Raw genomic sequence first — 17,549 nt, 5'->3', positions numbered from 1 at the left:
GAAGGCGCCACGTTTTCTTTACGCAGCGCCTTCCTTCTTGGCTTTTTCCTGTTCAGGTTCCGTTTCTTTCTTCTCCGCTTTGCGTTTTAGGTAGTACCGCTGGATTTCCTGCTCTACTTCGGCAATCTTTTTCGAGTACCAGTCAACTCTCAGCCTTTGCTCCAGCATCTTCAGTTCCGCCAGCTCGTCGCCGTCATCAAACTTCTCGCGATAGGCTTCCTCCTGCTTGATGGCGTACTGGAGGTTGGCGCGGAAGGCATCTCTTTTCGACCGCAACGCCTGCAACTCCGGTGGAGTGTTGCCAGGCGGGATTATTAGAGACTGCTTAGGTTCAACCGGCTCGCTCTTGGCTCTCGCTGCCATAGTAAATCACCTCCTTATCGCGACCTGACAATGGTAATCTGGAACTCGCTACCGTCTGGCAGCCTTACTACCAAACCAGCGCGTCACGCGTCAATACTCCAGCTTCCTCAAAACTCCTGACCCGGGTACCTTCGGACAGCTCTTCTTCCAGCAGCATTTGCAGCAAGCTCTCCATTTCTTTGTCCGTCAAGGTAATCACCTCCCTTCGCTATAGAGCAGTCTCTTAAGTCGGTTCAGGACAGTGCCTACGTCGTCTCCGGAGTTCAGAAGCTGGCTGTGAATGCAGGAAAGGTCGTAAACGAGAGAAGCTGGAGCCTCTTTCACGAGCATCTCCAGCTTCTTCGCAGCTACCACAGAACAAGTGTCTGTAGGTAGCGTTTGTTGGTGTTCCAGACATCGGATGATGTCTCGCACTCTTTTGAGTGTTTCTCGTTTGGTCAAGGTAGTACCTCCTTCCTGTGTTGGAATATTCTGTCTAATTATGTTAAAATTATAATGTACTTCCCAAGGACTTAAAAGATGGCCACTAAAATTTTTGTCGGAAATTGTCGGCACAAAAATAAGAGGCCCCGGTGAGCCTCTCTTAACTGACAGGACTTCTTCGCATGAAAAGGTTTGCCGGCCTAATCAGCGATAACCGTACTTACTCGTTCCAATGCAGCGTTGACGATGGTTCTCCATAAACGAAGCCTGCTAGCTACATCATTATAAAGCTCCAAGTTTGGGGGTTCTCCCAGTATCCCCAATCCAACGTCTATGAGTTTCAACTGAGCCTTCAGGTAATGAAGATAACGGTAAGTGTCTCCCAAGCGTTCTCCGCCGTCATTGCCCTTTTGGGCGGCAAACGCCATCGTTATGGCTTCCTCATCCAATTGAAACTCGAACTCATCAATCTCATTAAGGAGGACGGAAAACATCATGGCTTCCTCTATTGGCCGTTCCGCCTCCCATGCTTTTTCGGTGGCCATAATCTCACCTCCATTTAAGCTGCTAAATGTCGTCAGTTGCCACTCCCGTCAAACCAGCTACCCTGCAACTCTCCTGTAAAGCGCAGCGTGCACAGGCGCTGAATTTGCTGCTGTAGTTCAAATTCGGTTGCAGCCGGTATTTTTTCTGGACCGGCCTCAACAATTTTCCTTTGAACCCTTTCCAATAATAGTGTAACGAGCCGGTTCCAAAAGTTAATCTCTTCAGCAGCAGCACCCCGGGTAGCTTCATCGTCTACGAGAGGTAGCGCGGCGTTCAAGATTTCTAATCGGGCCTTTAAATGACAGAGCGTGAAGTAAGCGGTAACCAGTTCCTCCTCGTCGCCCATACCGAAATTCAAGTTCTTCGGGTCGGTAAGGACGATGCGGAAAACACCCTCATTATGAAAGGATACAACTGAATCAATCGTGTCGATTTCGTGCTGGAAGATTGCCGCTACGCTGTCCTTGAAAGTCCAATCTTCTGGATGGATAGGGTTTTCCTGCGCCCTGTTCACTATGCTGCGCCTCCTTTCAACAGGACTGAAGGTACCTACAATCTCAGCGGCCATCCAGTATCACCTCCTTTCCAATTCCAATGGTACCAGGTGAGCGAGGAAAAGTAAGATAACAAGTAGGCCCAACGGTTTGGGCAGGTGCGGATCTGAGTTGGGGGTATTCTCATCAGTAGCGTGATGAAACGAAATGTAAAGTAGACCCAAAGGTAGCGCCAAGGTTTGGGCCAACGTTGGGCCAAATTTGGACCTTCGGGAAACAGAAAAGTAGGCCCAAAGGCCCAAAGGTATATATATACCTTGGGCCTATGGACCTACTTTGTGCCTACTCAACTTGGGTTTGGACTTACGCAGTTTCGGTTGCCGCGGTATCTTTCTCCTGCTTTCCGACCCAGCGGTAGATTTTGGGTTTCTGCCCCTTACCGCCTTCCTCCGTTACGGGCATGTTCCTGTCCTGAAGCTCGCGAATGTAGCGCCGGACGGTTTCGTCGCTCACCCCCAGTTCCTGGACTATGTCTTTGAAGGCTATGCCGCCCTCGCCGCTTTGCTTAATGAGTTCCAGCACTTTGCCGCGAGTAGAGGTATCCTCGACCCTCACCACAAAGCCGGTGGTCGTCATCTTGAAGGTTTCCTGGTTGACGTAAACCTCGATGGCCCTGTCCGTGACTCTCCCGCGTGAGTCGGTCAGCGGCGGGATGTCTCTACCGTCCAGTCTCAAGAGAAGGATGCGGTCGCCGGTGGCTTCGTTGGTTTTGTCCGTTTTTTCCAGGAAAATGCCCACGTCAGCTTCCCCGCTGCTCCGGCTGGAACCACGGAAAGCGTCCCAACCGGTGTCTACACCCTGGCGCTTGCCGAAGTGATGGACAACCAATACCGCCGCGTCAGGGAACCGCAGGACAAGCTCGTGCAGGCGGTCCCACACTTCACCCATTTCCCAGGCCCGGTCCTCAACCTTGCTGTGAATCCTCTGGAGCGGGTCGAAAATAATCAGGTCGGGCTGGTAATCCTCGCAGGCCTCAATCAATTTGTCCACCCAGTAGGGGTTATCAAGCTTTACGCCCTGGCGGTGCACCCAGCGGACGCTAGCTGGAGGAATGTCGCTCAGCAGGCGCTTTATTCTTCTCGCGAAGGCGACGGGAGAGCCCTCCTCTTCGACGCAGAGAACCTTGCACGGCCTGTGGACGCTCCAGCCAGGGTATTCCAGGAAATCCTCCCCGCTGGCCGCCGCCCGAATCAGGTTGAGGATGAAGAAGGTTTTCATGGCCTTTTGCGGCCCGCCGACCAAAACCTTATCGCCCCTGGCAATCAACCCGTTGATGAGCCACGGTATCTCCTGCTCTGCCAGTTCCAGCATTTCTTCGTGGGTGGTAAAAAAGCTCCTGGTTTTCCGCCAGGGAATTAGCTCGGCCAGTTCCGCGTCGCTGTGAAGGCGGAGCCAGTCGCACACGTCTTTTCCGGCCTCGCCCCGCTTCCAGGGGAGCTTCACCACAACGCAGCGGTAGTCTCCCAGGACTTTAACGGCGTTAGCGACAAAGTTGTTCCACGATGGGTCGTCAGCTTGAGGGATGAGGTAGACCGTGTGGATGCCTTGAAATTCCCGCTCCCACTCCCGACGGAAGGTAGCTCCGGGAACGCTCAAGACCGGCACGTCAATCCCGCAGCTTTCCAGCGCCTGGATAGTCCGCAAGGCGTCGCTCTCGCCCTCCACAATCACCGCCTGGTCGTGACCTTCCAAGGCGCCGAGATTCCAAAGAACGAATCGGGAGCCCTTCGCCCCGCCCTTGCGGCCGTCTCTAGCCCGGCCGCGAATACCGACAACCTGCCCGTTGACGATGAAGGGAACAACGATGCACTCCTCCTGCCCGGGGACAAAACCTTCTGGAACGTAGCCCCAGCGGTAGCGGGTCAAAAGTTCGTAGTTGATACCTCGCGCGGCCAGGTATTCCTGCACGATTTCTAAATCCGGGGAGAGCATTTTAGCGGCTTCGCTTGCGTACTCGTTGAAACCCTTCGGCGGGATGACAAAGGCGCTGCTGTAGTTGTCCACCTTTTCGAAAGCTGGCTTGTCTTCAAACCGCAGTTCAAAACGGTATTGGTCAAGGGTAAAGCTTGCCTCGTCTTTCGGCAGCCCGAGGATTTCCGTGAGGAATCGAAAAGGGGAGAAGCTGCCGCAAACCGAGCAGTGGTAGACGCCGCTTTTAACGTTGACCGCAGCGGATGGCTTCTTGTCCCCGTGCTGGTGGTTTAGAGAGTTCAGGCAGCGGGCGGAGATGAACCCGTTGCTGTCAGGCTGCCTACCGACTATTTCCGGAAAATGCGGCTCGTAAAACTCCCGGTAGGGTTCAGGGTGGGCCACCTTTGCGAAATGGATTGCCCAACCGTGGCTAGATGGTAGGTTGCTGTCCAGTAGCCTCGTTACGGTCATTTTGACCAGCCTCCTTCTTCAATGTCTCTCGTTTGATGTAGTTAATGCGGTCGCCAAGCTCTCGCATCGCTCTAACGTAATCGAACAGGTTCACGGTCAGGTTCTTGTCACCCTCGAACCTTGTCCGCAAGTCCCGCAGGGTAGAGAAGTCCGCTTCCGGGTAAAGGAACATTACTTTTTTCGCTCCCTGGAAGGGTACCTTAATTTCTGGCTGGTACCCTTCCAGCAAGAGGTAAGCGGCGAAATGCAGGTCCTTCGTGTAGAAAGGCTCTCGTTTCATAGCTGTCAAACCCCCTTGATTTAAGTTGGTTTTTCTTTCCACGTATAAAATATATTGACGAAATAAGATCCGAGGTGCATAGAGGCTTATAAACGTTAATGCAGCGATATTTTAACGCGCTAACTCGCGATTTTACTTTCTTTCAAGTAAAGATAGCCGTTTGCTACTACTGACAAAGTTACCAGCGACCAGATAACCCAGAACATTCCTGGCACCTCCTTATCCGGCATTCTCCAACTGCTTCTTGATACGGCGCGGTACTAGCTCGTAGTGGTAGGTTGCTTCACTGCACTGCATTCCCAACGGGCAGTGGCAGAGAGCTTCCCACTCGTTGTCACCAAAGGCGCAGGTAAAGTCGTACCCGAAATTTCCAAAACAGGTGCGAGATAGCCTTTCAGCCAGCTCGTCTTTCATTAGTTCGTCCCACTTATTCCAGTAAGCAATCGGTAGCATGACGTTCATCCTCCTTCGTGGTTACTCGTTAAAGATTTTCTGGTTAATCAGCCTGCTGAGTTCGTGAGAGGGCGGTAGCGTCCTGAACAGGCTGCTCCAGAAACCGCTGTCGTCACGCTTCTCAACGTCCGGTTGAATGTTGTCTGGATACTGCCAGCGTGCGACGTTGGACAAAGTTTTCAGGTCACCGGAGAGGTAGCTTCTCTCAGCCTTTTCCTTTTCCACGGTAGCCTGAACTCTCTTCACAAAGGTGTACCAATTGCTGGCAAGTTCATGCCCTCGTTTGAAGAATTCTTCCATCTCTAATTGCGTGTACGTGGTGCCCTCACATTTGCGGGTGGGCGTGGAAATCTTATCAACGGTGGCATCGTCTAAAGTGCCCGCGGTCATCAGCATGGAGAAAATATCGGTCAACTGTTTGGTAACCTTTTCCTTAGCTGTATCCGTGAGCCTGTCCCGGTAGTTGAGGGTATTCGGCAATTCCTTTAGCCACTGGCTTAACCGTCCCTGCAAATCTTTGGCCTGCAACGTTACCGCACGGTACATGCTCGGCGAGTAGGGTTCGTAACGTTCTTTATTGTCCTTGGAGAACCGTGTGAAGTCACTAGGAGCAAACGGCGGGCGTTTCAGCCCGTAGGTATCTTCGAGGAAGCGACCAATGCGCTCCAAGTCGTAGCTTCCTTCCTTAACCTCTCTCTGCAAAGCGGTAGCTCGCCGGAAGTTCTTTCGGACGACCTCCTCCTTAACGGAATCTAATAGCCCCTGGAGTATTTCATCATCGGAACGAGCAAAAGATGTCCCGTTGGTAATAGATTTCGATACCTCGTAGTTACGGAGCACTACTTCCACGTAGTTTTCAAGGGAACTTCGGTTGCCCCTCAATACTTGCCATTGTTTAGCAACCCTATCAACCTTCTTGCGGAATATCTCATCCTTTTCGTAGCGCTTCCTTACCTCATCCCACATACCTGCCCCCTCCTTTTGGGATTTGGAAGTAGTAGCGGTATTAGCAGCTTTAGTGGTAAAATGTTGGAAGAGCAAGCGCATCAGGTTGTCAATGCGCTCTATCGTCTGTGCTTCTTCCAAGTTGCTCTTGACGTACTTAACGAAGGCATCTTCCTGCGGATATTGGTTCAGCTGTTCCCGAGCTATTCTACGGGTGGTTTCTACGTCGCTGGTACTGGTCTCATTTTTCTTGATTGAGCGTTTTGCAAGCGGGTCAATAAACGATTTGCCAATCTGCTCTCCGTGAGGAGCGAAAAAAGCAGTCTCGCCCGTTGATGGGTTAAATCGCTTAATTGCGGGTCCAAATTCGGTATTGACTTTTTCCTCGACCCAACCATCGAACGGCATCTGACAACACCTCCTTTGCAATGAATGATTAGGCTGCTTTAATGGTAATCAGGAAACCGATACTTGAGGGAAATTCAAGATTAGTTCGTTGAGCGAAGAGATAAAATGCCGCATATGACTGACGTTTCGGACTAAGAGGAGATCCGGCTTTTCCGTTGAATATACTAGTAGAAGTGAGTTATCACTGGCGAAATTGCTATTGACTGTTTTCGCATCTTTGCCGGTGTGTTAAGTTAATAGGGACAATGGCGTTATTTGAGCTGACGGCTTGATATGGAGGTAAAAATGTCTCGCATACGGTTCGGCCCTGAAGGATGGAAGGCGGTTCTGGCGGAGGAATTCACCTTCGCCAACGTGAAGGCCCTGACCCAGGGGATTGCCGCTTACCTTAACAGCAACAACCTGGGCAAAAAGGGAGTGGTGGTAGGGTACGACAGCCGTTTCTTGGGAGATAAGATTGCTCGGGCGGTAGCCAGGGTTCTGGTGGCCAATGGCATTAAAGTTTTTCTCTTGCGCCGACCGGTTCCGACTCCGGTAGTCGCCTTCGCGGTACGTGAACGCGCGACAGGCGGGGCTCTGGTGGTTGCCGGCGGATCATGTCCGTATGAGTACCAGGGCTTGAAGTTTATACCCGAGTACGCCGGGGCGGCAATGCCAGCAGTGGCTGAAGAGATTCAGGCGGAGACCGACCGCGTGCTCGAGTGCCGCAAGGTGTACGAGCTATCCCTGGAAGAGGGGGGAAAGCTGGGATTGGTCGAAGAGATCGAGGTAGAGAATGATTACCTGCGGCACCTGAGCAGGATGGTAAACCCCGAGATATTTAAAGAGGGGCAGTTAAAGGTCGTGGTGGACCCTATGTTCGGGGCCGCGGTCGGCTGCCTGGATCGGTGCCTGGAGGCCTTCGGTTGCGAGGTGAGGGTCGTGCATGGGTACCGGGACGTTCTATTTGGGGGGCTCAGGCCGGAACCAGTCGATACCTCCCTGGATGATTTAAAACGGGCGGTGAGGGCGTACGAGGCGGACCTAGGGCTGGCCTTGGACGGTGAGGGCGGCCGTCTGGGGGTAGTAGATGAAACGGGGGAGTTTCTCACCCCGAACCGGGTGCTCTGCCTGGTTCTTGATCATTTGTTAAAGACCCGTAGCTTCCGTGGCCCGGTAGCCAGGACCGCAGCTACCACCCGGGTGCTGGACAGGATAGCGAAAAAAAACGGCCTGGGGGTAAACGAAACCCCACTCGGCTTCCACTACATTGGCGAGTGCCTGCGGGAACGGGGGTGCATGCTGGGGGGCGACGAAGAGGGGGGCCTAAGCGTCCTAGGGCATGTTCCGTGTAAGGACGGCATACTAGCCGGGTTACTGGTGGCGGAAATGGTGGCTTTTGCGCAGAAAAGCCTGAGCGAGATTTACGGGCAGTTCACAGAGGAATACGGGCGAACCGAGAACCAGCGGTTAGATTTCTGTTACAGAGAACAGGATAGGGAACGCGTCACCGCCCGCTTGCAGGAATTCAGCCCTAAAGCCATCGCCGGGGTCAAGGTGGAAAAGACGCTCAGCGTGGAAGGGAAAAAGTTCGTCATGGAGGACGGGAGCTGGGTTCTGGTCAGGAATCCGGAAACCCGGCCTGTTGTAAGCGTTTATATCGAGGCTCAAGACCGGGTGCGGTTGGCCGATATCCAACGGGAGATTCAAAACGCGCTAGGACTATCATCCCAATAAATTCGGTCGCTTGGCCGAATTCTTTTTTTGCGGGTTTTGGGACTATCATAAAGTTGGTGAGGTAGACTGAAAGCAATAGATGTCAGGCAACTGGAAAAGATAGTTAACGATATAATGACGACAATCGAGAGCGGGCGGGAGGAGATTTACGGCATTGCCGACACCGCCCGGAATGAGCTGGCCTGATTGCAGGGGGAACTGGAACAGCTCAAGTCAGAGATATTGTCTACCATCGCCGAGGTGGAATCGTGCGAGCGGGAAGAGAGGATGGCTCGCGTCAGGTTGATGGAGGTCAGCCGGGACTTTCAGGCATACAGCGAGGAAGATATTAAACAGGCGTACGAGGAGGCTCACAGGCTGCAGGTGCAGCTTTCGGCCCTGCGTGAAAAAGAAAAGCAGCTGCGCCATCGCCGGGACGAGCTGGAGAGGCACCTGAAGCAGGTGGAAAGCATAGCCCGGAAGGCGGAAGGTCTGGTAGACCGCATCAACATGGTGCTGAAGATGCTGAAGGGCAATGTAGGCGTCATTACAGGCCACTTGGAAGAAGCCAACAAGAAACAACAGCTGGGGCTGTGGGTTATCCAGGCCCAGGAGGAGGAACGACGACGCATCTCGCGCGAGCTACACGACGGCCCGGCCCAGAACTTGGCCAACATCGTGATGCGGCTGGAGCTGATGGAACGGCTGTGGGACAAGGATCGGGAGCGGGTCAGAAGGGAACTAGCCGAGCTTAAAGAAGTGGTAAGGCAGAACCTGAGCGACATCAGACGGGTCATCTTCGATCTCAGACCCATGGCTTTGGATGACCTGGGTTTGGTCCCTGCGATAAAACGATACCTGGCCGACTATGCCCAAAAATATGACATGGAAATCGATTTCCTATTTTTTGGCGAAGAGCGGCGGCTGGATCTAGCCCGGGAAGTAGCCGTGTTCCGGCTGATCCAGGAGGCAATAACCAACGTCCGCAAGCATGCCGGGACCGACCGGGCTCAGGTGAAACTTGGTATTGCTCCGGAGAAGGTTACGGTGGTGATCAAGGACGAGGGGTGCGGATTTGACGTGGAGGCTGTAAGGGAAGGCAAAAAGGAAAGCTTCGGTCTTTTGGGGATGCAGGAGAGGGTAGGATTATTCGGGGGCAAGTTCCGGGTGAAGTCGGCACCAGGGCAGGGTACTCAGGTAATAATCGAGGTGCCTTTGGAACGGGAGGGAGAAGGGAATGGACAAGGTAAGAGTGCTTATCGCGGATGACCACGCCCTGGTTCGGGAAGGTTTAAGGAGGCTTCTGGAACTGGATGAACGCATTGAAGTGGTGGGAGAGGCCGGAGACGGGCAAGGAGCCATCAACCTGGCGCGGAAGTACCGGCCGGACGTAATTCTGATGGACGTGAACATGCCCGGCACCGACGGCGTCGCCGCCACCCAAGTCATAAAAAAGGAGATGCCCGAGACCGATATCATCGCTTTGACCGTTTACGAGGACGAACAGGTAGTGGAAATGGTCAAAGCCGGGGTTTCCGCCTACGTTTTGAAAGACGTGGGTCCGGACGAGCTTACCAGCACGATATTCAAGGTGAGGGAAGGAAACGTCATCATCCACCCGCGGGTGGCAGGCCAAGTGGCAAAAGAACTGGTACGTCAAAACCGTAGGAGAGATGAGATGAAGCTGACCAAACGCGAGCGGGACGTGCTGGAGTTGCTGGTTAAAGGTTACTCGAACAAGGAGGTAGCGGCCGCGCTCTTCATCAGTGAGAAAACGGTGAAGAATCACCTTACCAGCATCTTCCGGAAACTGGAGGTGAAGGACCGGACCCAGGCCGTTATTTACGCTCTCAAGAACAAGGTGGTAAAGACGGAGTAGCGATTTTTTGCCAGAACAAGAACCCTTTTTCCCCGGCATATCTATATTACAAAGGGCCGAGGGAGGGGTTCTTTTTGGTTTTGATACTCAAGTGGGTGAGCCTGGTCATATGGGTGGTCATGGTGGCCTGCCTGGTATTTCGTCCGGGTGCTGAGAAGCACGGAAAGAAATGGAGGCTCGGCCGTCGCTGGCTTTTCAGCATTACCGGCCTGCTTAAGCGATCCTACCACCGTGCCCGTTACCTAAAGTTTGCCACCGGTTATCCTAGAGCATGACCATGTACCGTTCGCGCCTTGAGTTTTCCGCGGCCAAAATAGCCGCCATCCTCTGTTAGTGGGACTAAAGTCCTACATTAACTTCCTGCCTTTTTCGCCTCCGAATTGAGAACCTCGACCGATTTCCCCAGGTTTAACCTCCACGTAGAATGAAAGCAGGATAAGACGTTTTGGGCATTTATTCTGAAAAATCTTAGGTAAAGGGGGAAAACGGTATGTTGAGCTTAGTCAAGCGTCTGCTGGTGGAAGAAGAAGGCCAAGGTATGGCCGAGTATGGGCTGATTTTGGCGTTGGTGGCAATCGCGGTTATAACGGTACTCGGTTTGATGGGTGGCTCCATAAAGGACAAATTCCAGGAAGTGATAGACGCATTGTGATATCGGGTCAGCGTCTGTCGGGGGGCGGGAGCTGATGCCGCTCCCCTCCTCCATTAACCTTAGAATTAAGAATGCAGAATGAAGAATTAAGAATTGAGAATTGTTCCTCGTTGCAGGTCTTTACTCTCAGCCCTTAATTCTCAATTCTTCATTCTTAATTCTGAATTCTAAATTGAGGTTTTGGGGGCGAGGCCATGACTTGGATTATGGTAGGGTTGCTGGCCTTGGCAGTGTATTTCGATGTTAGAGAACGTCGTATACCTAACTGGCTCGTACTGACAGGAGTATTAACAGCCCTGGGCTGGCATCTTTACCAGGGCGGGTTTTCGGGATTGGTCTTCAGCTTGAAAGGCCTGGGGCTTGGCCTCTTGTTGTTGATGCTGCCCTTTGCCATGGGAGGCATGGGAGCCGGTGATGTGAAGCTCTTGGGAATGGTCGGGGCTTTTAAGGGCGTTGTATTCGTATTCAACGCATTTCTGTGGATGGCTCTCATCGGAGGACTAATCGCATTGGCGGTCTTGATCCGGGAACAACGCCTGGGCGAATTCCTGGTGCGTATCGGGCGGGGGATGATCCTGGCCCTGACTGGGGGAAGGGCCAAGTTATTACTGACAAGCGCCAGCATCGAACCGTTTTCCGTGTCGTTCCCGTATGCCGCCGCTATCGCCATGGGAGCGGTAGCTGCGTTGTTCAGGGGTTGGTGCTAGTGTCGGTGAACCGATTGCGACGGGCAGTAGAGAGAAATGAAGGCCAGGCTCTGGTGGAATTTGCTCTGATTCTGCCGATCCTCCTGGTTTTGATTATGGGCATCATCGAGTTCGGCCGCATTTTCTTTTCCTATCTGGTAATCACTGAGCTGGCGCGGGAGGGAGCCCGGTACGGAGTGGTAGGACATACGGAGCAACAGATAGTGGAGCACCTTGAAGGTATGGCGAGTGTTCTTGACCCCGAGAAACTGGTGATAGACGTTACCCCCAACGACGGAGAGCGAGTCCGGGGACAGGGGCTCACGGTTGAGATCGACTACACGGTGGATTTGATAGGTCCGTTTATCGGGGCGTTGCTGCCTGACCCTTTCCCTGTTGTGGCTTCGTGTACCATGCGGCTGGAATGAAGGGGTGAACGGACAGTGCAGCTATGGCGGAAACTAATCGGCGGTGAGGGAGGTACAGCTGCGGTCCTGTTCGCTCTGAGCTTGACGGCTTTGCTGGGTTTTACCGCCCTGGTCACGGACAGCGGCCTTTTGTTTCTCAACCAGAGTAGAGTGGCCAATGCGGTAGACAGCGCCGTGCTGGCCGGAGCGCAGGAGTTGCCAGGTAATCCCGACGCTGCCTTAGCGGTGGCCCGAACATATGCTGAGGCCAACGGGGTGACCGATGCTGAGGCGGTTTTCAGCGTGTCGGAGGACGGACGTCAGATCGTGGGTGAAGCCACCCGTCGGGTCGGGCTGTACTTCGCCCGGGTGCTGGGGTTCACCCAAGGCGAGGTAAAAGCCAGGGCCGCGGCCCGGGTGGGAGCTTTGACGGCGGCAACCGGCTGTGCCCCGCTCGGGGTTTTGGAAGACGAATTTGAGATCGGGGCCGAGTACACGCTGAAAGAAGGGGCCGGGGACGGGCAGCACAAGGGGTGGTTCGGCTGCCTGCGGTTAGGCGGGTCCGGGGCTTCGGTTTACCGGGACAACCTGAAATACGGTTACCAGGGTGAAATAAAGGTCGGGGACGTGATACCTGTAGAACCGGGCAACATGTCGGGCCCCACCTCGGAAGGCATAGACTACCGGTTGAACCAGTGCCCACATTATCCGAAATGTTCAGGCGAACATTATGAAAGAACCTGCCCGCGGGTTTTGCTGGTTCCAATTGTTAGGATAGAAGAAACGAATCCCGGCGGTTCGGTCAAAAGCGTAAAGGTAGTGGCCTTTGGAGCCTTCTTGGTGGATGAAGCTCCGGGCTGCGGGCACGAGAACCAGGTTACGGGTCACTTCGTGGAAACCGTGTTTCCGGGAGCGGGTGGCGACGGTACCGCGGAGTACGGGGCGTATGGAGTGCAGCTGGTGGAGTAGAGGGGGGAAGAGCATGAAGGGTAGCAAAAAGTACTGGATACTGGCCATATTGTTTGGTCTAGCAGCGACAGTACTGGCCTACCGTTACATAGCAGGGGTAAAGGCCCGTTACGAGCCGAAAAACCTGGTACAAGTGGTGGTTGCGGCTACTGACATCCCTAAGAACTCCGTCATTACCCGCGAGAAGGTCAAGCTGGAACTTGTTCCGGCCCAGTTTGCCCATCCCGCCGCCGTTCGGGACCTAGACGAGGTGGTGGGTCGGGTGGCCGCGAGCTACATCGTGGCTGGGGAAGAGATCCTGTCCGCGAAGATCATCTCCGATGCTGAAAAGACCAACAAACTGGCTTACGCTGTTCCCATGGGTAAGCGGGCGGTCTCAGTTCCGGTTAATGCAGTGAGTGGGGTTTCTGGTTTAGTCAGGCCCGGCGACCGGGTCGACGTTATAGCTACCGTCGAGCTTGCATCAGGGCAGGAGAATGTCGCGGTGACCAGCTTCATCCTTCAGGATGTGGAGGTGCTGGCGGTGGATCAGAACCTGGACGAGACCAAACCGGTCCCGGCGGCGAAGGAAGAGGCCGCACCGGCCACGACTGTTACCCTGGCAGTAACCCCAGAAGAGGCGCGGCCTTTGGTGTTAGCCTCAGAACAGGGGAGTATACGGTTGGCCTTGCGCGCTCCCGCCGATCACGACCGGGTTATGCTTCCACCCGTACGGCTTGTCGATATTGTCGGGGGGCAGTGACTTTCGCAGCCACAGATAAACACTGATTAGCACAGATGACCACAGATTTCATTCAGTGGCTATTTTTGGGGCAGACCCTCATGACACCTTTCGGTGTCACCACTAGAGAATGAAAATGACCAGCAGCAGAGTTATTTCGAGGAGTGTTAGCCAGCTCGCTCCAAGACTCCTCGCCTGCAACACATCGGCTTACTTCGGTGCGAAGTGGACCACTCGGGATTCGTCCGGCACTCAGGGAATGGCATGCTCCGGGAAATCGCTGCTTACGGAAAGGGCTTCCAAGCTACACTCATCCTGAGTGCCGGAACTCAGTCCCTCGTTGCGCGAAACCTCCTGTTTCGCGCTCCACTTCGCAGCCCTCAGTTTCGCCGTGTGTTGTCCGGCACTCAACGGTAGTAGCGAGCGTCGTTCTATCATTGAGCCGTCGGGTTGAGTGCCGGAGCTCGTCATACGTCGCTCGCCTGGCTAACACTCCTGGGGACCGCATTTTTGGGGCAGAGGTGATGGTACGTGAACAGGATCAGGGTGGCTATTGCCGATGACGTGAAAGAAACTCGCCAGAACATCCGCATGTTGCTGGAACTTGACCCGGGTTTACAGGTAGTGGGCGAGGCAGCCAATGGGCAAGAGGCGGTCGAACTGGCACGGGCGATGGCCCCGGATGTTATCCTTATGGATATCAACATGCCGGAAATGGACGGGATACGGGCCACCGAACTGATTTCCATGGAATTCCCCGAAATCTCGGTCATCATCATCTCGGTGCAGGGGGAGCAGGAATACCTCAAGCGGGCCATGCTGGCAGGGGCACAGGAGTATTTAATCAAGCCTTTTACTGCAGATGAGCTCGCCTCCACGGTAAAACGGGTAGTAGAGTTGAACCGCAAGCGGCGAGAAAGGCAGAAGGCCCAGGCCGAGGCCAAGAACCACCAACCCAAAATAGTCACGGTCTTCAGCACCAAAGGCGGGGTGGGTAAAACCTTGATCTGCACGAACTTGGCGGTGGCCTTGGCCCGGCAGACCGGGGAGAAGGTAGGGCTTGTGGACCTGGACCTGCAGTTCGGAGACGTGGCGGTGATGATGAACGTCTATCCGAAACGCACCATAGCCGAACTCATGCAGGAACAGTACGAAATCGATGCCGAGCTTTTGGAGAACTACCTGTACGAACGCCACGGTGTCAAGGTCCTAGCCGCTCCGAACAAACCGGAACTGGCGGAACTGGTGACTCCCGACGGCGTCGCCCGGGTATTGAAGGCGTTTGTGAAGAACCACGACTACGTTCTCGTGGATACGCCCCCGGTCTTTAACGACACCACCCTGGTGGCCCTGGATGCATCGGACCGGATTCTTCTGGTAGCTACCCTGGATCTGCCTACTGTCAAGAACATCAAGCGCAGTGTCGATATTCTAAAGACCCTGGGGCTGCTGCCGAAGGTGAAGCTGGTGTTAAACCGCGCTTCCGGGGCGCAGAGCATCGAACCTGAAGACGTGGAAAGGGTCTTGGAGATAAAGATTGAGGCTTACCTGCCCAGTGAGGGGAAGCTGGCCCTGCAATCAGTGAACCGGGGACAACCGTTGGTACTGATGGATGCTGCTGCCCCTCTCAGCCGGGGAGTTTATTCCATGTTGGGGTTGGTAACCGGGTCTTCTGCAGGGCAAGATGGACACACAAGAACGAGGCCAAGCAAAGGCCGCGGTTTCTGGAGCCGGCAAGCGGTAGAGGTCTAGGAAGGGACAAGGTAAGGCTTTTTGTATCAGCAAGGGCTGGGAAGACGGCAAGCGTTAGAAATTGGAGGTCAAGTAGGGGGAAGAGACTATGTCCCTGTTGAAGAGGCTGGAAGCTGAGAAATCGGAGACCCGCAAGTTGGACAACCGGCAAGAAAAAACCAGGGACCCGCACCAGGACCTGGTTCAGCTTATCCACCGGGAAGTGATAAAAGAAATCGACAGCGAATTCTTGAAGTCCCGGAGCAATGGCGGCGAAACCGACGACGAGCAGATCCGACAGGAAGTGAAAAGGATAGCCGAGGCGGTCCTTGACCGCGAAGGCGGGGTACTTTTGAGGGTGGAACGGGAGAGGATAATGGCCCAGGTTCTGGATGAAATACTAGGCTTTGGGCCGATAACCCCGTTGCTCGAAGACGAAGATGTGTCTGAAATCATGGTCAACGGGCCCCACCAGGTCTACGTGGAACGAAAAGGCAAGCTGGAGCCGGTGAACATCGGTTTTCGCGACGACGAGCACGTGCTTCACGTCATCGAGAAGATAATTTCTCCTTTAGGCCGGAGAATAGACGAGAGCATGCCTATGGTGGATGCCCGCCTGCCGGATGGGTCGCGGGTAAATGCCATCATCCCGCCGTTGGCTTTAAACGGCCCGGTGCTTACCATCCGCAAGTTCGGGTCAGATCCCTTGACGATTGAAGACTTGATTCGCTTCGGGACTCTGACCCCGGCTATGGCTAAGCTTCTGGAGGCCTGTGTCAAAGGCAGGCTGAACATCGTGGTATCTGGTGGAACCGGAGCCGGTAAGACCAGTACCTTAAACGTTCTCTCTTCTTTTATTCCTGGGGACGAGAGGATTATCACCATCGAGGACGCGGCGGAGCTGCAGCTTTCCCAAGAACACGTGGTTTCGCTGGAGACCCGGCCGCCCAACATTGAGGGCAAGGGTGCCATTGCCATCCGCGACCTGGTCCGAAATGCTCTCAGGATGCGGCCGGACCGGATAGTTGTGGGCGAGGTGAGGGGGGGAGAAGCCTTGGACATGCTTCAGGCTATGAACACCGGTCATGACGGTTCTCTGACGACCGGGCACTCCAATTCGCCTCGGGATATGATTTCCCGCTTGGAAACCATGGTCTTGATGGCGGGAATGGAGCTTCCGGTGAAAGCGATTCGCGAACAGATAGCATCTGCCCTCGACCTCATCGTGCACCAGGCCCGGATGAAGGACGGAACCCGCAAGATAACCCATATTACCGAAGTAACCGGAATGGAAGGGGACGTAGTGGTATTGCAGGACATCTTTGTCTTCGAGCAGACCGGGGTGGATGCCAAGGGCCGGGTTTTGGGACGGCACCGGGCCACTGGTATACGTCCCAGGTTCCTGGACAAACTCGCCGCTGCCGGAATCAACCTTTCAGCGGAGATTTTTTTGGGAGAATGATATTGGAAATGGATTGTGCGCGTGTTGGGGGTGGGAAGATGGGGTTTGTACTGGTCATGGTTTTCTTTACGGCGATGTTCTTTACTCTGGCCCTGGTCCGATTGCTCGACCGCAAATCAGAAGTTAAGGACCGGCTAGAGCGGTACATCGCGGGAAATGCCGAGAATGAGAAAAAAGAAAAGTCAACCCCCGCTCTTAAGGCCGGGTTCGAGAGAATGGCCTCGGTTTTTGCTTCGAGGTCCTACACCGAGAAAATCCAGGTCGAACTGCTGCAAGCCGGACTACCCTTGAAAGGAGAAGAATTCATTACCCTCTGGGTGCTCTTGGCGACCGCGATTCCGGCGATGACCTGGCTTGTTACCCGGAACTGGCCTTTGGCCATCCTGGTGCTACTGCTGGCAGTCTTTGGGCCCCGTTTCTATCTCCAGCACAAGAAGGGCGAGCGGCTGAAGACTTTTAACCAACAGCTCGGAGATGCCTTGGTTATTATGGCTAACGCGCTCAGGGCGGGGTTTGGTTTTCAACAGGCCATGGAAACGGTGAGACGCGAACTACCCCCGCCGATTTCCACCGAGTTTGAATGGACACTGCGCGAGATTCAGCTGGGCTCGACTACCGAGGAAAGCCTCCTTAACCTCTGCGAACGCGTGAAAAGCGATGATCTCGACATGGTGGTGACCGCGGTACTCATCCAGCGGCAGGTAGGAGGCAACCTGGCCCAGATACTGGACAACATTTCCCGAACTATCCGGGATCGAACCCGCATCAAGGGAGAGATACGGACCTTGACCGCCCAGGGGCGACTGTCCGGAATCATTATCGGCCTTCTCCCGATTGCCCTTCTGTTCATACTCCTCATCCTGAACCCGGGTTACATGACCCCGTTCCTGCAGAATCCTTTAGGCCTATACCTGTTAAGCGGGGCTGCGGTGTCGGAACTAGCCGGCCTCTATGTTATCAAGAAAATCGTCGACATCGACGTGTAGGAGGGAT

Annotated in this window: 21 protein-coding genes; 12 read left to right on the top strand and 9 right to left on the bottom strand. The window is 54.3% G+C overall.

All coding sequences use genetic code 11. From position 1 onward, the window contains the following. Positions 1–18 precede the first annotated feature (18 nt). The 9 genes from SLIP_RS12185 to SLIP_RS09570 form a co-directional block, all read right to left on the bottom strand. Entirely contained in the window at positions 19–363 is a 345-nt protein-coding gene (locus SLIP_RS12185; protein ID WP_013176092.1) for a hypothetical protein, read from the bottom strand. Positions 364–430: 67 nt separating this feature from the next. Beyond that, positions 431–553 carry a hypothetical protein gene (locus SLIP_RS13035; protein WP_278078294.1) on the bottom strand — a complete coding sequence of 41 codons (123 nt, stop codon included), beginning with the start codon at positions 551–553 and terminating at the stop codon, positions 431–433. 5 nt (positions 554–558) lie between these two features. Further along, on the bottom strand, positions 559–804 hold the full coding sequence (locus tag SLIP_RS09600; RefSeq protein ID WP_013176090.1) for a hypothetical protein: 246 nt from the start codon (positions 802–804) through the stop codon (positions 559–561). A 182-nt stretch (positions 805–986) separates the two neighbouring features. Continuing rightward, a complete protein-coding gene (locus SLIP_RS09595) occupies positions 987–1,331 on the bottom strand; it encodes a hypothetical protein (protein WP_013176089.1) in 345 nt (114 codons plus the stop codon). 32 nt (positions 1,332–1,363) lie between these two features. Next, positions 1,364–1,900, bottom strand: coding sequence for a hypothetical protein (locus SLIP_RS09590; RefSeq protein WP_013176088.1), 537 nt, complete (start codon positions 1,898–1,900; stop codon positions 1,364–1,366). Between the two features lie 289 nt (positions 1,901–2,189). After that, entirely contained in the window at positions 2,190–4,268 is a 2,079-nt protein-coding gene (locus SLIP_RS09585) for an AAA family ATPase (RefSeq protein ID WP_013176087.1), read from the bottom strand. After that, positions 4,228–4,548, bottom strand: a complete 321-nt coding sequence (locus SLIP_RS09580) for a hypothetical protein (RefSeq protein ID WP_013176086.1) — start codon at positions 4,546–4,548, stop codon at positions 4,228–4,230. The genes SLIP_RS09585 and SLIP_RS09580 overlap by 41 nt, the downstream gene beginning before the upstream one ends. Positions 4,549–4,767: 219 nt before the next feature. Further along, on the bottom strand, positions 4,768–5,001 hold the full coding sequence (locus SLIP_RS09575) for a hypothetical protein (RefSeq protein ID WP_013176085.1): 234 nt from the start codon (positions 4,999–5,001) through the stop codon (positions 4,768–4,770). A 21-nt stretch (positions 5,002–5,022) separates the two neighbouring features. Beyond that, on the bottom strand, positions 5,023–6,354 hold the full coding sequence (locus SLIP_RS09570) for a hypothetical protein (protein WP_013176084.1): 1,332 nt from the start codon (positions 6,352–6,354) through the stop codon (positions 5,023–5,025). Between the two features lie 285 nt (positions 6,355–6,639). Between SLIP_RS09570 and SLIP_RS09565 the strand changes: the two genes are divergently transcribed. From SLIP_RS09565 to SLIP_RS09510, 12 genes are all read left to right on the top strand, one after another. Continuing rightward, on the top strand, positions 6,640–8,070 hold the full coding sequence (locus SLIP_RS09565) for a phosphohexomutase domain-containing protein (RefSeq protein ID WP_013176083.1): 1,431 nt from the start codon (positions 6,640–6,642) through the stop codon (positions 8,068–8,070). Positions 8,071–8,256: 186 nt separating this feature from the next. Beyond that, complete coding sequence (locus SLIP_RS09560) at positions 8,257–9,318, top strand: sensor histidine kinase (RefSeq protein WP_049765046.1); 1,062 nt, start codon at positions 8,257–8,259, stop codon at positions 9,316–9,318. Further along, the gene (locus tag SLIP_RS09555; protein WP_013176082.1) at positions 9,287–9,928 is read left to right on the top strand and encodes a response regulator; all 642 of its coding nucleotides are present in this window, start codon (positions 9,287–9,289) and stop codon (positions 9,926–9,928) included. Before SLIP_RS09560 ends, SLIP_RS09555 begins: the two co-directional genes overlap by 32 nt. A gap of 74 nt (positions 9,929–10,002) precedes the next feature. Further along, a complete protein-coding gene (locus SLIP_RS09550) occupies positions 10,003–10,203 on the top strand; it encodes a hypothetical protein (protein WP_013176081.1) in 201 nt (66 codons plus the stop codon). 215 nt (positions 10,204–10,418) lie between these two features. Continuing rightward, positions 10,419–10,580, top strand: coding sequence for a Flp family type IVb pilin (locus SLIP_RS09545; RefSeq protein WP_013176080.1), 162 nt, complete (start codon positions 10,419–10,421; stop codon positions 10,578–10,580). 194 nt (positions 10,581–10,774) lie between these two features. Continuing rightward, positions 10,775–11,287: an A24 family peptidase gene (locus SLIP_RS09540; protein ID WP_013176079.1), complete on the top strand. Its 513-nt coding sequence runs from the start codon at positions 10,775–10,777 to the stop codon at positions 11,285–11,287. Further along, the gene (locus tag SLIP_RS09535) at positions 11,287–11,694 is read left to right on the top strand and encodes a TadE/TadG family type IV pilus assembly protein (RefSeq protein ID WP_013176078.1); all 408 of its coding nucleotides are present in this window, start codon (positions 11,287–11,289) and stop codon (positions 11,692–11,694) included. Before SLIP_RS09540 ends, SLIP_RS09535 begins: the two co-directional genes overlap by 1 nt. A gap of 15 nt (positions 11,695–11,709) precedes the next feature. Then, positions 11,710–12,642: a TadE/TadG family type IV pilus assembly protein gene (locus tag SLIP_RS09530; protein ID WP_013176077.1), complete on the top strand. Its 933-nt coding sequence runs from the start codon at positions 11,710–11,712 to the stop codon at positions 12,640–12,642. A 13-nt stretch (positions 12,643–12,655) separates the two neighbouring features. Then, a complete protein-coding gene (cpaB, locus tag SLIP_RS09525; protein WP_013176076.1) occupies positions 12,656–13,384 on the top strand; it encodes a Flp pilus assembly protein CpaB in 729 nt (242 codons plus the stop codon). 510 nt (positions 13,385–13,894) lie between these two features. Then, positions 13,895–15,115, top strand: coding sequence for a CpaE/TadZ family protein (locus SLIP_RS09520; RefSeq protein ID WP_013176075.1), 1,221 nt, complete (start codon positions 13,895–13,897; stop codon positions 15,113–15,115). Between the two features lie 88 nt (positions 15,116–15,203). After that, positions 15,204–16,556, top strand: a complete 1,353-nt coding sequence (locus tag SLIP_RS09515) for a TadA family conjugal transfer-associated ATPase (protein ID WP_013176074.1) — start codon at positions 15,204–15,206, stop codon at positions 16,554–16,556. A 38-nt stretch (positions 16,557–16,594) separates the two neighbouring features. Further along, positions 16,595–17,542 carry a type II secretion system F family protein gene (locus SLIP_RS09510; RefSeq protein ID WP_049765045.1) on the top strand — a complete coding sequence of 316 codons (948 nt, stop codon included), beginning with the start codon at positions 16,595–16,597 and terminating at the stop codon, positions 17,540–17,542. Positions 17,543–17,549: the final 7 nt, after the last annotated feature.

Origin of the sequence: Syntrophothermus lipocalidus DSM 12680 (assembly GCF_000092405.1) — a bacterium.
Taxonomy (GTDB): domain Bacteria; phylum Bacillota; class Syntrophomonadia; order Syntrophomonadales; family Syntrophothermaceae; genus Syntrophothermus; species Syntrophothermus lipocalidus.
This window is presented reverse-complemented; position numbering and strand designations above follow the sequence as displayed.